This is a genomic window from Bifidobacterium oedipodis (genome assembly GCF_012932425.1).
Taxonomy (GTDB): Bacteria; Actinomycetota; Actinomycetes; order Actinomycetales; family Bifidobacteriaceae; genus Bifidobacterium; species Bifidobacterium oedipodis.
This window is the reverse complement of sequence record NZ_JAAIII010000003.1, coordinates 261,369-275,790: the sequence shown is the minus strand read 5'-3', so window position 1 is coordinate 275,790 and position 14,422 is coordinate 261,369. Positions and strand designations below refer to the sequence as shown.

Here is a 14,422-nt window from a genome sequence, read left to right as displayed (position 1 = left end):
TGCAATTATGACTGAAACCAAAACAGACAAGATGCTTGACGAGGGCGGCAAGTCCATCGTCGCGCTGATGGCGGCCCTGCTGGTGGCCATCTTCGCCTTCCAGCTCAACGCCTCCATGCTTTCTCCGGCATTGGCGACCATGGAGCATGAGCTGAATACCACGTCCTCGCAAATCGGCCTGACGCAGACGGTGTTCTTCACCTCCGCCGCACTGTTCTCGCTGTTCCTGCCGCGACTGGCTGATTTGGTGGGGCGTAAGAAGGTGCTGCTCGGCATCCTTGTAGCCACCATCATCGGCTGCATCGTCTCCGCAATCGCCCCGAACGTCACCGTGCTGATGATCGGCCGTATCCTGCAGGGCACCTCCGGCCCGATTGTGCCGATGTGCCTGATCATGCTGCACGTGCGTGTGACGGAAGACAAGAAATACGCCAAGCTGATGGCCATCCTCACCTCCGTCAACGGCGGTATCGCCGGTGTCGACGCCATTTTGGGCGGCTGGCTGGCCGGTACGTTCGGCTTCCGCTCCGTGTTCTGGACCATGGCCATCATCGCTGCAGGCGCCGTTGTGCTGGTGTTCTTCGCTGCTGAAGAAAGCCGCGCCGAAGACACGCCGAAGATGGATTGGCCCGGCGTTATCGCCCTGGGCATCGCCTTCGTCGCCGCCTATATGGTTACCAACGAAATCCAGAAGCTGGGCGAAGCCAACTGGCTGCTCATCGGCGGACTGATCGTTGTTGCCGCAGTGTTCTTCGTGATCTTCTGGCAGATTGAAAAGCGCTCCAAGGCACCGCTCGTCTCCACCCATTACATGAAGCAGCGCCGCACCTGGGGTCTGCTGCTGACCACGCTGATGACCATGACCGGCGTGTTCGCGATTATGAATGGCATCGTGCCCGCCCTGGCACAGGACGCCGAATTCGGTGTGGGCTTGGGCGCTGACGTCGTCTCCTTCGCCACCCTGACCCCGTACGCACTCGTGGGTCTGGCCTTCGGTCCGGTCGCAGGTGTGTTGGCATCCAAGTTCGGCTACCGCGCAGTGCTGCGTGCCGGCATGGCGGTGAGCATCGTGGCCGTACTGTTCGGTGTGTTCGTCTCCAATGCGCCGAGCGTGTGGGCGCTGGTTGTTATGTCCATCGCCCTTGGTGCTAGCTACGCCGGCACGGTGAACATCATGCTCAACGGTTTGGGCATCGTGCTTTCGCCGAAGGATAATCCGGGCTACCTGCCGGGCATGAACTCCGGTATGTTCAATCTTGGTGCCGGCCTGAGCTATGCGATTCTGTACATGGTGATGAACCTGTTCGCCGCCTCCAACGGCACCACCGCAGGATACGCCGCCTCCATGGTCGCCTGCGCCGTGATGTTGGCCCTGGCGCTCGCCTGCTCCTTCCTGATTCCCCGGCATGAGGATCAGCACTGACAGCCAACAACCAGTAACAGACGTCACCTGAGTGTGTGATTGATGAACAAGGCCTTGCGATGCGTGAATAATGCGCCGCAAGGCCTTTACCTATGTGTCTCGCCATTGTGCGAAGGGGCGGTAGGATGAAGCCAATACTTGTTGACGCATGACCGTAGGGGAAGGAGCAGGCCATGCAGCCTCACCGCAAGCACACCATGCACGATCGCACCCACGCCATACATAATCACGCCATACATAATCACGCCCCACATAAACACGTCACAGGGGAGCAGGCGTTCGAATCCCTGCGCAAGACTTTTGATTCCGGGCGCACCAAATCCATGAATTGGCGGCGCTCGCAGCTGAATGCGTTGCGCACCATGCTTGCCAACAACAAGCAGGCCCTGTGCGAAGCCGTGCACGCCGATCTTGGCAAGCCTGCCGCCGAAACCTTGCTCATGGAAATCAATCTAGTGCTGGAAGAGGCACGTTTTGTGCAAAGGCGCATGGCTCGCTGGTCCGCACGTCATCCCAAGCCCATGCACTGGCTGCTGCAACCCGCCTTCGGTTGGACCATCAGCGAGCCGAAGGGTGTGGTGCTGGTTATTTCGCCGTGGAACTATCCGCTGCTGCTCAGCCTTGAACCGATGGTGGATGCCATCGCAGCTGGTAATGCCGTATGCCTGAAACCGTCGGAACTCTCCCCAGCGACTTCGCACCTGCTGGCCGAGCTTATCGAACAATACATGGATAACGACGCCATCGCCGTCGTCGAGGGCGGTCCTAAGGAAACCGGCGAACTGTTGGGATTCAAGTTCAACCATATCTTCTATACCGGCGGCGGGCGCGTCGGACGCATCGTGATGCAGGCGGCGGCCAGCAATCTCACACCGGTCACGCTGGAGCTCGGCGGCAAATCGCCGTGTTTTGTTGATGGCACCATGAATCTTGACACCACCGCGCGGCGCATAGCCTGGGGCAAATTTACTAATGCTGGGCAAACCTGTGTAGCCCCCGATTATGTGCTGGCCACGCCCGATATCGCCGAAGCGCTTGCCAAACGCATTGCCGTGGCCATTGACGAGTTCTATGGTGACGATCCGAAAACTTCGCCCGATTATGGCCGCATTATCAACGATCATCATGTTGAGCGGCTGTGCGGACTGCTACCGGTGGGCACTGTGCCGCCCGAACAGCCGAGTTCGCCGCTGATCAAGGCCGCCTCCGCCTTTGGCGCGGCCGTGGATATGGTTGGCCGACGTTTCGCTACAGCACAGAACAGTCAGACAACAAGCGCTGCCAGTGTTAGCGACGATACTTCGCAGCCTGGCAGCCATGCCTTGGGCGAGTATGGTGCCTTCGATTCGGCCGGGCGACTGATGTGCGGCGGCACCGTCGATCGTGCCGCACGCTATATTGCGCCCACCGTGCTGTTGGGAACCCAGCCGGATGCTCCGGTGATGAGTGAGGAGATTTTCGGGCCGATTCTGCCGATTGTGGTGGTGCAGGACGTTGATGAGGCGATTGCCCTGATCAACGCGCGCCCGCGCCCGTTGGCCGCCTACGTGTTCTCCAATTCACGCGAGGCTCGTCGTCGTTTCGAACGCGACACCAGTTCGGGCGCTTTGGGCTTCGGGCTGCCGCTGGGACATTTGATTTCTAGCCGACTGCCGTTCGGCGGGGTGGGGGAATCCGGCATGGGCTCTTATCACGGCAAAGCAGGCTTCAACACGTTCAGCCATACGAAAACCGTGGTCAGCAAGCCGCTATTCCCCGACAGCCTACGATTCGTGTATCCGCCATTCGACGGTATTACCGGTCGATTGGTCAATATTATCGGCAGACTCAGCTAGAAGAGAGCTGGTAAAAGGCCTTCCGCGGACAGTGTCCACGGAAGGCCTTGGGATTGCTGGATGCCGTCAGATTGTTACTGCTTGGCTCGGCGAATCATCATCGCCATGCCGGCGGTGGCAAGCAGCACCGCAGCGATTGCGATGCCCCCGACAGCGACGCCGGTGTTCGCCACGCTGCCGGTCTTCCCCGTCTGTGAGGGCTTGGCCGGTTTGGCGGGTTTATCCGGGTTCGTCGGTTTATCCGGGTTTGTCGGCTTGTCAGGATCGGTCGGCTTATCGGGATCGGTCGGCTTATCCGGATCGGTCGGCTTATCGGGATCGGTCGGCTTATCCGGATTCGTGGGTTTGTCAGGGTCGGTCGGTTTATCCGGATCCTCGGCCTTCACCAGCGCGTCCGTGGCTGCCTTGAGATCGGCGATGGCCTGGGCGACCTCGTCCTCGGTGGCGGCCGGATCGGCCAGCACGGCCCTCGCGGCGTCGCGGGCGGCTTTGAACGCCCTCCACGACTCGGCGGTGTAGCCGGTGTCCGTCAGCTCGTCGGCCTCGGCGACCGAATCCTTCAGCTCGGACTTGTCGACCGGCGTGGGCGGCACGACCTCCTCTTCGGCGACGGTGAAGGTCACGGTCGCGGCGTTGGAGCTGCTGTCGGAATATGTGACGTTCACCGTCTTGGTGATGGTCTGGCCATACATATCCTCGGCGGGTGTGAGCGTCACCGTACCGTCGGCGGCGATGGTGGTTGCCTCGTCAGCCTTGGCCAGCGAGTACGTGGTACCCGCGGGCGCGGCGGCCTCGGCACCGTCGGCGGTGAATTTCACCGCAGCCGAAGCACTTTCGCCGACCTTCACTTTCACAGCCTCACCGTAGGACGGTGTATACCGCTCGGCAAGAGTTTGCTCCGGCGCGGGATCGGCTATGTAAGTGATGGTGGGGCTGATGTGGATGGACGGTCTCGCCATGTCGGTTTCGGCTTCAGCGACGATGCGGATCCAATCGCCTTCTTGCACGGTGATGCCGCCTTGGTCGTTCACCTTGTCGAGGAACTCGGTGGACTGCTTGAGTGATTCGGTCAGGTCGGCGGAGTAGAGCACCTTATCGTTCTTGACGACAGATACGGTGATCTTCTTGCCGTTGTTACCAGACTGGCGGATATACGGTTCGTTGTCCTTGATGGAGAGTGTGACAGTACCGGACTTGGGCGCTTGCCACGCTATGGCCGTGCCGCCAGTTGTATTGGGGTCATCAACGATGAGTCCTTGGATAGCGCTGCGGTCAGTCGGAAGTGTCTTGTTGGGATGTTGCACACCGACTCCGTAGTAACCGTTGTACAGTGTGTTCGGCCAGGGGTCATCGAATTGTGTGGTGTCCTGCCATGCGCCGGCGGTCTGATACTGGCTGTGCCAGATCGGGCCTTGATCCGCGGCGATACGGAAGTCGTTCACCCAATCCCACGAGATCTTGGCCGTGACCACATACTCGTCGAATACGGAGGAACCGGCCGCATAGAAGCGCAGCACGTCACCGGCCCTCAACTCGTCGGAGTTAGCAAGCTGGGCATCGCCACGGAACACACCCATGAGCGCATCCACAGGATTGGCGGTCACCTTGGTGAGCAGCTGCGCCACGGTCATCGGACTATCCGTGGAGAACGGCGCGTAGATGACCTTGTGGCCGTCGACGGTGGCCGTCTCCAATTCGGAGGTGCCCAGCACCGCGGGCTGCGTGACGGTGAAGACCATCTCCGTGTCGAACATGCTTTCATCAGGATAGGTGACCGTGACCGGCACGGTGATCGTCGCGGCGGAATTGCCCGTCTCCAACGTCACCACACCGGTGGCGGAGTCAACCGACGCGCCTGCGGGGGCGTTCTTGCCCAACGCGAACTTGGTGCCTTCGGGAACGGTCGCCGCTGCTCCGTCAGCCTGCATGGTGAGCTTCGGCGCACGCGACTTGGCGGTGGTGCCTGCGGAGGCCGTGGCGGCGATGTAGAGCACACGCAACTTCTGTGCGGAGGACTGGTTCACCGTGAAGGTCACGGTTGCGGTGTCGGTGCTCTTGTCGGCATAGGTGACCGTCACCTTGCGGGTGATGGTCTGGCCGTACTGCTCCGCGCTCGGAGTGAGACTCACGGTACCGTCCTTGGCAATGGTCACGCCATCCTCGGAATCGAGGATATACGTGGTATCGGCAGGAGCGTCCACCACGGCATCGCCCTTGGCGAAGGTCGGGGTCGCGGTGGCCTTGGTGCCCACCGTGGCTTTGACCGTGCCATAGGACACGTCATAGGCCGAGGCCTGGTTCGGTGCCTGCGGCTCTTCATCCAGATAGGTGATGGTGGAGCTGATATGGGCGGAAGGCCTGCTCATGCCGCTCTCGGCCTCGGCCGTGATGCGGATCCAGTCGCCTTCCTGCACCTGGATGGTGCCATGTTCCTTCACCCAGTTCAGGAACTCGGTGGACTGCTTGAACGACTCGGACAGGTCGGCAGAATAGAGCACCTGATCGTTCTTGACAACGGACAAGGTGAGCTTCTTGCCGTTATTGTTGGCTTGCCGCAGGTAGGGCTCGTCGTTCTTAATCGAGAGTTTGACGGTGCCGGACTTGGGTGCCTTCCAAGAGATTGCGGCACCACCTTCGCTGTCAGGGGAGTCGCTGATCAGGCCGTGGATGGTGCTGCGGTCATCCGGCAGGTCGTGACTTGCCAGTCCGGTGTCCACGCCGGGACCGTAATACTGATCAAACAACCAGTTGGTGTATGTGGGATCGAAGGTTTCGATGTTTTGCCATTCCCCAACGGTGGTCATCTGACGCTGGCCATACCAGATCGGACCCTGCTCGGCGATACGGAAGTCGTTCACCCAATCCCAAGAGGTCTTGGCCGTGACCACATACTCGTCAGAGGCGTCTCCGTCTTTGGCGTAGAAGCGCAGCACATCGCCGTCCTTCACGGCATCCTTATCACCAAGCTCGGTGCCGTTACGGAACACGCCCTTGCTGGCGCCTTCGCTGGCGGTTACTTTGCCGAGCAGTTCGGCCACGGTGGTGGGGTTCTTCTCAGTGAACGGCACGAGAATGGTCTTCTTGTCGCCATCGGTGCCGGTCTCATACTGGGATGATTCCATGCGGGCGATGGTGACGGATGGCACATCGCTTTCGGTGGCACCGATATCCGGCGTGCCGGAGATGGTCTTGCCGAAGAAGTCGTGCTCGACGGCGTAGTCGTTGACATCTTTGATGCTCACGCCGGCGTTGATCGCGGGGGAGTCCGCAGCTAGGCGATAACCATCGAATACGGTGGACTGGCTGTCATCGTCATGGCGATACAGCAGACCTTCGGTGCTCGGGTAGTCGGGGGCGGAACCGGCATCCTGCAGCACTTTAGCCACATCATCCACCGAAATCGGGTTCTTGTCCGAGTCCGGTGTGTTGGAGTAGTTCACATACATGTTGTTGTTGAACTTCTGGCTCTGATTCTGCGGGTTCCAGTTTCCATCCTTCTTCTCGCCGGAATTGACGAAGATGTTGTTTTCGATGGTGGCGGGACCGTTGGAACGGGCTACATTCGCCTCCACGTTGGCCGGCAGATAGAAGATGTTGTTGTAGATGTGCGTGTTGGGGCCGTTGGCCGGCAGGTCGAGAGCGCCACGGTCGTTCTGCGCGATGTTGTAGCGGAACGTGGTGTTCACGGCCATGTCGTTGCAGACCATCAGCGTGGCGAAGCTGTTGCCGTACGAATAGTTGTACTGATACAGCGTGCCGTCGCCGTAATCGGCGTCCCAAGGCTGGCCGTCGCCGTTGCCATGGTCGTTGTTGAGCGTGCGGTAGGCCTCGTTATACTGGAACACCGCATCCTTGCATCGCCAGGGCCAGATGCCGGCGGCCACGGGGTTGTCCCGGGCGCTGGTGTAGTCCTGCGTGTTCATATGCTTGGCCACGCCGTCGCTCACGTTGTATTGGATCATCGGACGGTCGCAGTACATCACGGTGATGGCGTCGCCGCCCGCGCCGGTGACGAAGTTGTTCTAGATCAGCACATTGGTTGCGCCGTACTTGGCGATTACTTCATCGGAGATTTCGCCGTTGCCGTAGTTGAAACGGTTATTCCAGTCGGAGTTGTCGATGTAGTTGAGATAGGCGGTGTAGCCCACGGCGATACCCCAACGATCCACGTCCCGTACAGTGCTGTTGCGGATGGTGATGCTGTCGAAACGTGAGATGTTCTTCTGCAGATAGGCGTCATCCGCTGCACTGGTGCGTTCCTTGGGCAGATGCGCCATGAAGTAGATGCCGCCGTTGGCCATATGCTTGTTGTACAGATTGCCATCCACATCATGGATGTAAAGATTGTCGAGCGTGACATGGCTCATGGTGCCGCCGTTTTCGGCGATGCCGGCCACGCCGGTGCGATCCATGCGCTCGAAGCTGCGGTCAAGCTTCGTGCCGTCGGAATCCGCGGTGTCGGTCCACTTCCATGTGGCGATGGGGTCATGGACGTTCACATCGTCGTTGGTGATTTCCAGATTAGAAACGGTGATGTAGGAGACGTCCTTGAGCAGGATAGCGGACGATACCGTGCCGCTGCCCTTGTGCGGTGAGCCACCGATTTTGGCCTTGTAATCCTGATACCACTGACTGCTTTTGACGCCGTTGGCCGCGATCACAGGCTTGCCCTTGGACTCGTCGCCATAGGCGGTCACGGTGATCGGCGCCTCAGGGGTGCCAGCGGTGTCTTTGATATGCAATGACTGGTTGTTGAATGTCGAGCCATATTCCAGCTGCACGGAATCACCCGGCTGCAGATCGGAGGCGATTTCGTTGACTTTGTCGAGGGTTTTCCAGGGGTGGTCCTGATCGGTGCCGGAGTTGGCGTCATTGCCGGATTCCGACACGTAGTAGGTGGTGCCTGTCGCCTTGATGGTGGGCGATGGACTTGAGGGATGTGCGAATGCCGCGGTTGGCATCATCATCGATACTGTGATGCCGACGGCCGCTACGATGGCAAAGCCTCGTGAGTCCCGGATGGGATTCATGGCCAATCCTTTCATATTTGGTTGTACTGCAAGCAACGAGCTGGCGGGAATCATCACGTCAACAAATTATGTTTAGAACATATACTTTTTGTATGTGAAGAGACCTGTTGGTGAGAGAAGAACTGCCTTTCATCATTGAAATCTCGGTAATATAGCTGCGTTGCCTAATTTGTAAGGAACCTTACGTAATACAAGTGTAGAGGAGGCTGGCGACTATGTGTGGGCGATGGGAACCCATGAGGCCTGTGCGTGTGCGTATTCGTGCGATCTTCATTGATTGCACTGGCATGTATCGGCGTGTCGCCTACACGAATGTTCCGGTGTATTGGGTGCGCATATGCCGCTTATTGTTCACAGGCCCATACACATAATTAATCCCCGCCTTTTATCAGCACCAGAGTATTGGGGAGCTGATGAAAGACGGGGATCCAAGTATTGGCTATAAGGTTCGGGAATCAGGCGTTCAGCGCCTTGAAGCCGATGTCGTGGCGGTAGAACAGGCCGTCAAGCTCCAGCTTGTCGATGATGGCGTAGACCTTGTCCTGCGCGGCCTTGATATCCTCGGCCTTGGTTTCCACCAGCAGCACACGACCGGAGTTGGCCACCAGTGAACCTTCGCCGTCGGAGGCGACGCCGGCATAGTACACATGAGAATCGGCGTCCACGGGAATCTCAGGCACATGAGCGCCCTTGATCACATCCTGCGGATAGCCGTTGGAGGCGATAACCACGCCGAGCGTGGCGCTGGTCTCATCCCAAGTGAAGGTTGGCTGCTCGCCGTTCAAAATCGCGTTGATACCGGCACCAAGGTCAGAGGTGAGCTTAGGCAGCACCACTTCGGTTTCGGGGTCGCCGAAGCGCGCGTTGAATTCGATAACCTTCGGGCCATCGGCGGTGGCGATCAGGCCGGCGTACAGAATGCCGGTGAACGGCGTGCCCTCTTCGGCCATACCTTCCACGGTGGGGCGCACGATGGTATCGATGGCCTGCTGAATCACAGAAGCAGGAATCTGCGGCACCGGGCTGTACGCACCCATACCACCGGTGTTCGGGCCTTCGTCGCCATCATAGGCGCGCTTATGATCCTGAGAAATCGGCATCGGCCAGAAATCAGTGCCGCTGACGAAGCTCATCAGGGAGAACTCCTGACCCTCCAGGAAGTCCTCGATAACAACTTTGGCACCGGCCGCACCGAAACGATGATCCACGAAAATATCTTCCAGCGCGCCGACGGCGGTATCGACATCCATGGCCACGGTCACGCCCTTGCCAGCGGCCAGACCGTCGGCCTTGATCACGATGGGTGCGCCATGCTTGCGCACGTAGTCCACGGCCGGATCCAGCTCGTCAAAAGTGCGGTACTGTGCGGTCGGGATGTTGTGGCGATCCATCAGCTGCTTGGCGAAGTCCTTCGAACCCTCGATCTGGGCGGCGGCCTTGGACGGGCCGAACGCCTTGATGCCGGCGGCGGCGAAATCGTCCACAATGCCTTCGATCAGCGGCACTTCCGGGCCGACAAACACCCAGTCGTAGTTGTTGGACTGCACGAAGTCGATCAGCGCGGCATGATTCGACTGGTTCAGCTGCGTGATGCGGATGCCATCCTTGCACATGCCCGGATTGCCGGGGGCGACGGTCACCTCGTCGATGGAGGCGCTGTTGAGCAGCGTATAGGCGATGGTGTGCTCGCGCGCACCGGAACCGATGACCAGAACTTTCTGACCCATGATGTTGCCTTTCCTAATAAGCCTGTTCAGATTCTCGTATCTTGTCAGACGTGATGCCTTGCGATTGCCCTGCGTTCAGTGGGCGATCCGGCATCAGTCGTGCAGCTGGACGCGGGTGCCGTCCACATCCTTGACAATCGCGCCTACGCGGTAGTGAACCTCGTTTTCGGCGTCGAGGATACGTTCGACCTCGTCGGCCTTGTCCGGGCTGACGACCAGCACCATGCCGATGCCCATGTTGAAGATGTTGTACATTTCCTTGTGATCCACTTCGCCAAGCTTTTCCAGCACCTGGAAAATCGGCGGAACCTGCCAGCTGGAAATATCGAAGGAAGCGGCCAGGCCTTCGGGGATGATGCGCGGTACCTTCTCCACAAACGCGCCACCGGTGATATGCGCCACGCCATGCAGCAGGTCGTCGCCCGCGAACAGGGGCTTCAGAGCCTTGGCATAAATGCGGGTGGGCTTAAGAATCTCGTCGCCCAGCGTCTCGCCTCCCAGCTCAGGCAGCACGGAGTCGACGGTGTAGTCGTGATCCTTGAACAGGATCTTGCGCACCAGCGAATAGCCGTTGGAGTGGATGCCGGAGGAGGGCAAGCCGATCAGCACATCGCCCTCGGCGATCTTCGTGCCGTCGATGATCTTCGACTTCTCGACCACGCCGACCGTGAAACCAGCCAGATCATATTCGTCCGCATCATACATATCGGGCATTTCAGCGGTTTCGCCACCCACCAGGGCCGCACCGGCGTCCACGCAGCCGTCGGCCACGCCCTTGACGACCTGCTCCAGCAGCACCGGGTCGTTCTTGCCGCAGGCGATATAATCCAGGAAGAAAATCGGTTCGGCACCCTGGGCGAGGATGTCGTTAACGCACATGGCCACGCAATCCTGGCCGATGGTGTCATGCTTGCCGGCCATCTTGGCAACCATCAGCTTGGTGCCCACGCCATCGGTGCCGGATACCAGCACCGGCTCCTTATAGCCAAGGGAAGCCAGATCGAACAGGCCACCAAAGCCGCCAATGCCGCCGGCGCCGGGACGACCGGTGCGCGCCACATGCTGCTGGATGCGGTTGACGACCTCGTAACCGGCTTCGACGCTTACGCCGGCGTTTTCATATGCTTTGGGCATGATTGTTATGGCCTTTCTTACTGCCTGGTGGTTCTGTGGTTCTCGATGTTGAATAAGGGTGATTGTTGGAGGCTTGGGTGCACTGAGTGAGGGAAGTGCGACTATTATTCGCGCGCATCCCCAGACTCAGCGGGGGAATCAGCGAAGGGATCCTCGGATTCCTCATGGGGAACGGTGTTGTATTCGTTGCCGACATACTTGCTCTTGTAGAGCGCGAATTCGGGTAGGCGCACACGATCTTCGGGAGTGAGGGACTTGAGGAAGTCGGCCTCGTAATCGTCAAGGGCGGTGGGGTAGTCGCCGTTGAAGTAGGCCACGCACAGGCCTCCATAGGGGGCGTTGGCGTTCAAACCAATTGATTCGACCAAGCCTTCAAGCGACAGGTAGGCGAGCGAATCGGCACCGATGAAGTCGCGAATCTCTTCCACGCTCATCTTGGAGGCGATCAGCTCCTTGGTGGTGGAGATGTCGATGCCGTAGAAGCAGGGGTATTTCAGCGGCGGCGAGCTGATGCGCATATGTACTTCGGCGGCGCCGGCCTCCTTGAGCAGCTGCACAATGCGACGGGAGGTGGTGCCACGCACGATGGAATCGTCGATCACCACCACGCGCTTGCCCTTGACCACGCTACGCACGGCGGACAGCTTCATCCTGACGCCCTGTTCGCGCAGCTCCTGCGTGGGCTGGATGAAGGTGCGGGCCACATACTGGTTCTTGATCAGGCCCATCTCATTGGGCAGTCCGGAAGCCTCCGCATAACCGGATGCGGCGGACAGCGAGGAGTTCGGCACGCCGATCACCATATCCGCATCCACACCGGATTCGGCGGCCAGACGTGCGCCCATGCGCTTGCGCGCGGAATGCACGTTGACGCCGTAGATATCGGAGTCGGGGCGAGCGAAGTAGATGTATTCCATCGAGCAGATGGCCAGCTGCGTATTGTTGGTGTACTGCACGATCTTGTAGCCGTGGTCGGAGACCACCACGATTTCGCCGGGGCGAATATTGCGCACCAAGTCGGCGCCCACCACATCGAGGGCGCAGGTTTCGGAGGCGAGCACATAAGCGCCGTTCTTCATACGGCCGAGGCTCAGGGGGCGGAAACCGTTGGGATCGAGCGCGCCGATCATCGCGTCGGAGGTCATCAGCAGATAGGCGAAACCGCCATGCACCGTGTTGAGCGCTTCCTTGAGCTTGTCCATGAAGGTGCGCTGCAGGGAGCGGCGGATCAGGTGCATGAGCACTTCGGTGTCGGAATTCGAGTGGAAGATGGCACCTTCGTCTTCCAGCTTGCGGCGCAGAGAGGGGCAGTTGGTGAGATTGCCGTTATGGCACAGGGCCACATCGCCGTCATGGAAGCGGAAGATGAACGGCTGAATATTGTCGGTGGTGCCGGAGCCGGCGGTGGCGTAACGCACATGGCCGATGGCTCGGTCGCCCTTCAAACGTTCGATTTGGCGTTCATCGGCGAACACCTGGGTTAACAGACCCAGACCGCGATGGCCAGTAAGTGTACCGTTGTCGTTGGCGACGATGCCGGCGCCCTCCTGACCGCGGTGCTGCAGAGCATGCAGGCCGAAATACGTCAGTCGAGCGGCGTCGGGATGCCCCCACACGCCGAAAATGCCACATTCCTCATGGATGTCTTCCAGCTCAGCAGACAAGCCAAAGCTCCTTTACGCGCCAAGGGGATTCATTACCCGTTAACCTTACCAGTCGCCGGATACACCGTTTCGGCGGCGCGCCCGGTTACAGTAGTCGCATGGAAGTGAACATGCAGTATGTGATTGCCGGAATTTCCGACCAATGGGAGTTTTTGCTGCCCCTTGCGCTGTCGGTGTCGGTGGTGTGGGATCGGTTGCGCTGGTCGAAGCGCCAGACGTTGGCCGCCTGTGCGCTGATGGCGCTCGCATTCACCATTGCCGGGGTGGGCTGTGGCCTGCTGGTTACCGGCATTCAGATTCCGTTCATGATATTGATGACCTGCCTGATTCCGTTGCATTGGCGTATGAGTGGATTGCCGTTCACGCGAGCATTGTTCATTTCGGCCACCTCGTTGATTCCGATGATGCTGTGCGTCGATTTGTCCGTGATCTTCAATGCGCTGGTGGTAGGCGAGGACGGCCTGCCGTTGATGCAATGGCCTGGCATGATGATGCAGTGGGCGCTGACATTGATATTGTTTGCGATTTGCAATCGTCCGATGCGTCGCCTGCTGCTGCAGTTGGTGGATTGTCCGGCGATTTCGGAGCGGGCATGGTCGCTGGCATGGTTGGTGCCGTTTCTGTCGGCGTCGCTGTTTACCGTGCTCAGTCCGACGGCTACCGATATTGAGGCTGCTCCTTCAACGGCACTGACATTCGTGCTGTTGCTATTGCTGTTCACCGTGTTGCTGGTGTTGTTCTACGTGCTGCTGGGAGCCGTCGCGCGCCAGTCGGATCTGAATGCTGCGGCCACGGAAGCGAATCGTCAGCTGACCATGCGTCAGATGCAGCAGGAGCATTTGAACGAGCGCATTGCCGCCGCACAGCGCGTACGTCATGATCTGCGCCAGCATCTGTTGACGATCCGTGGCTTTGTCGATGCGAAGGATGGTGACGGTCTGCTGCATTATCTCGATACGCTGGAGGCCTCCGCCACGGTGGACACGTCCATCCGTTATTGCGAGCATTTTGGTGCCAACATCATCGCAGTGTATTACGCTGATCGTGCTCGTACGCTTGGTGCTGCAGTGGATATAGCCATGGATATTCCCGCTGCCATCGCGCTGCCTGAAGCTGATCTGGCCGTCACCCTGGGCAATCTGCTTGAAAATGCCGTCGATGCGTTGGCTGGTTGCAGCGCGAGCGGTGAGACCGCCAAACTAACGTTGCGCGCCAGCGCTACCGATCAGGGGCCATTGTTCCTGATTGTGTCCAATACGTTTGAGGGCGACGTATCTGATCTGGATGCGCCGGCTGTGCCTTCCACCAAACATGACGGTATGGGGTTGGGCATCCAATCCGTTCGCCGTCTTGCTCAGGAGCGTGGCGGCGAGGCTCGGTTCACGGCGGATCAGAATACGCACACATTTACCGCTGAGGTGGTGCTACCGCCGGCCCTTTAGTAGTGTGCCATCTGCGGCGTGAGGGAGCGACAAAGCTGGTAACGCTGGTGCAACCGGCAACGCTGACGACACTGGTAACGCTTAGGGCGAAGGAAATGAGCGCACAGTACGTTAGTTTATGATGGTGTATTTGTGCGGCTGATGCAATAGTAGGCAGCGGCAAGCCG

The 14,422-nt window shown here is 59.2% G+C and carries 8 protein-coding genes; 3 read left to right on the top strand and 5 right to left on the bottom strand.

Going from position 1 to position 14,422, the window contains the following annotated elements:
• Window positions 1-7: 7 nt before the first annotated feature.
• Both uriT and G1C95_RS06240 read left to right on the top strand, forming a co-directional pair.
• Complete coding sequence (gene uriT / locus G1C95_RS06245) at window positions 8-1,423, top strand: uridine transporter UriT (protein WP_169172101.1); 1,416 nt, start codon at window positions 8-10, stop codon at window positions 1,421-1,423.
• A 173-nt stretch (window positions 1,424-1,596) separates the two neighbouring features.
• Entirely contained in the window at window positions 1,597-3,258 is a 1,662-nt protein-coding gene (locus tag G1C95_RS06240; RefSeq protein ID WP_240947456.1) for an aldehyde dehydrogenase family protein, read from the top strand.
• Window positions 3,259-3,332: 74 nt separating this feature from the next.
• Here the strand turns inward: G1C95_RS06240 and G1C95_RS06225 are convergent, their stop codons facing one another.
• The 5 genes from G1C95_RS06225 to purF all read right to left on the bottom strand — a co-directional run bounded on the left by G1C95_RS06225 (window position 3,333) and on the right by purF (window position 12,813).
• Window positions 3,333-7,220 (bottom strand): Rib/alpha-like domain-containing protein, encoded by a 3,888-nt coding sequence (locus G1C95_RS06225; protein WP_240947455.1) that lies wholly within the window; start codon window positions 7,218-7,220, stop codon window positions 3,333-3,335.
• Between the two features lie 60 nt (window positions 7,221-7,280).
• Window positions 7,281-8,288: a hypothetical protein gene (locus G1C95_RS12550; protein ID WP_240947454.1), complete on the bottom strand. Its 1,008-nt coding sequence runs from the start codon at window positions 8,286-8,288 to the stop codon at window positions 7,281-7,283.
• A 455-nt stretch (window positions 8,289-8,743) separates the two neighbouring features.
• Complete coding sequence (purD, locus tag G1C95_RS06220; RefSeq protein ID WP_169172100.1) at window positions 8,744-10,015, bottom strand: phosphoribosylamine--glycine ligase; 1,272 nt, start codon at window positions 10,013-10,015, stop codon at window positions 8,744-8,746.
• Window positions 10,016-10,108: 93 nt separating this feature from the next.
• Window positions 10,109-11,149: a phosphoribosylformylglycinamidine cyclo-ligase gene (purM, locus tag G1C95_RS06215; RefSeq protein WP_169172099.1), complete on the bottom strand. Its 1,041-nt coding sequence runs from the start codon at window positions 11,147-11,149 to the stop codon at window positions 10,109-10,111.
• 104 nt (window positions 11,150-11,253) lie between these two features.
• Window positions 11,254-12,813, bottom strand: coding sequence for an amidophosphoribosyltransferase (gene purF / locus G1C95_RS06210; RefSeq protein WP_169172098.1), 1,560 nt, complete (start codon window positions 12,811-12,813; stop codon window positions 11,254-11,256).
• A 110-nt stretch (window positions 12,814-12,923) separates the two neighbouring features.
• On the opposite strand from purF, the gene G1C95_RS06205 reads away from it, so the two are divergent.
• Window positions 12,924-14,255: a sensor histidine kinase gene (locus tag G1C95_RS06205; protein ID WP_169172097.1), complete on the top strand. Its 1,332-nt coding sequence runs from the start codon at window positions 12,924-12,926 to the stop codon at window positions 14,253-14,255.
• The last annotated feature ends 167 nt before the right edge of the window (window positions 14,256-14,422 follow it).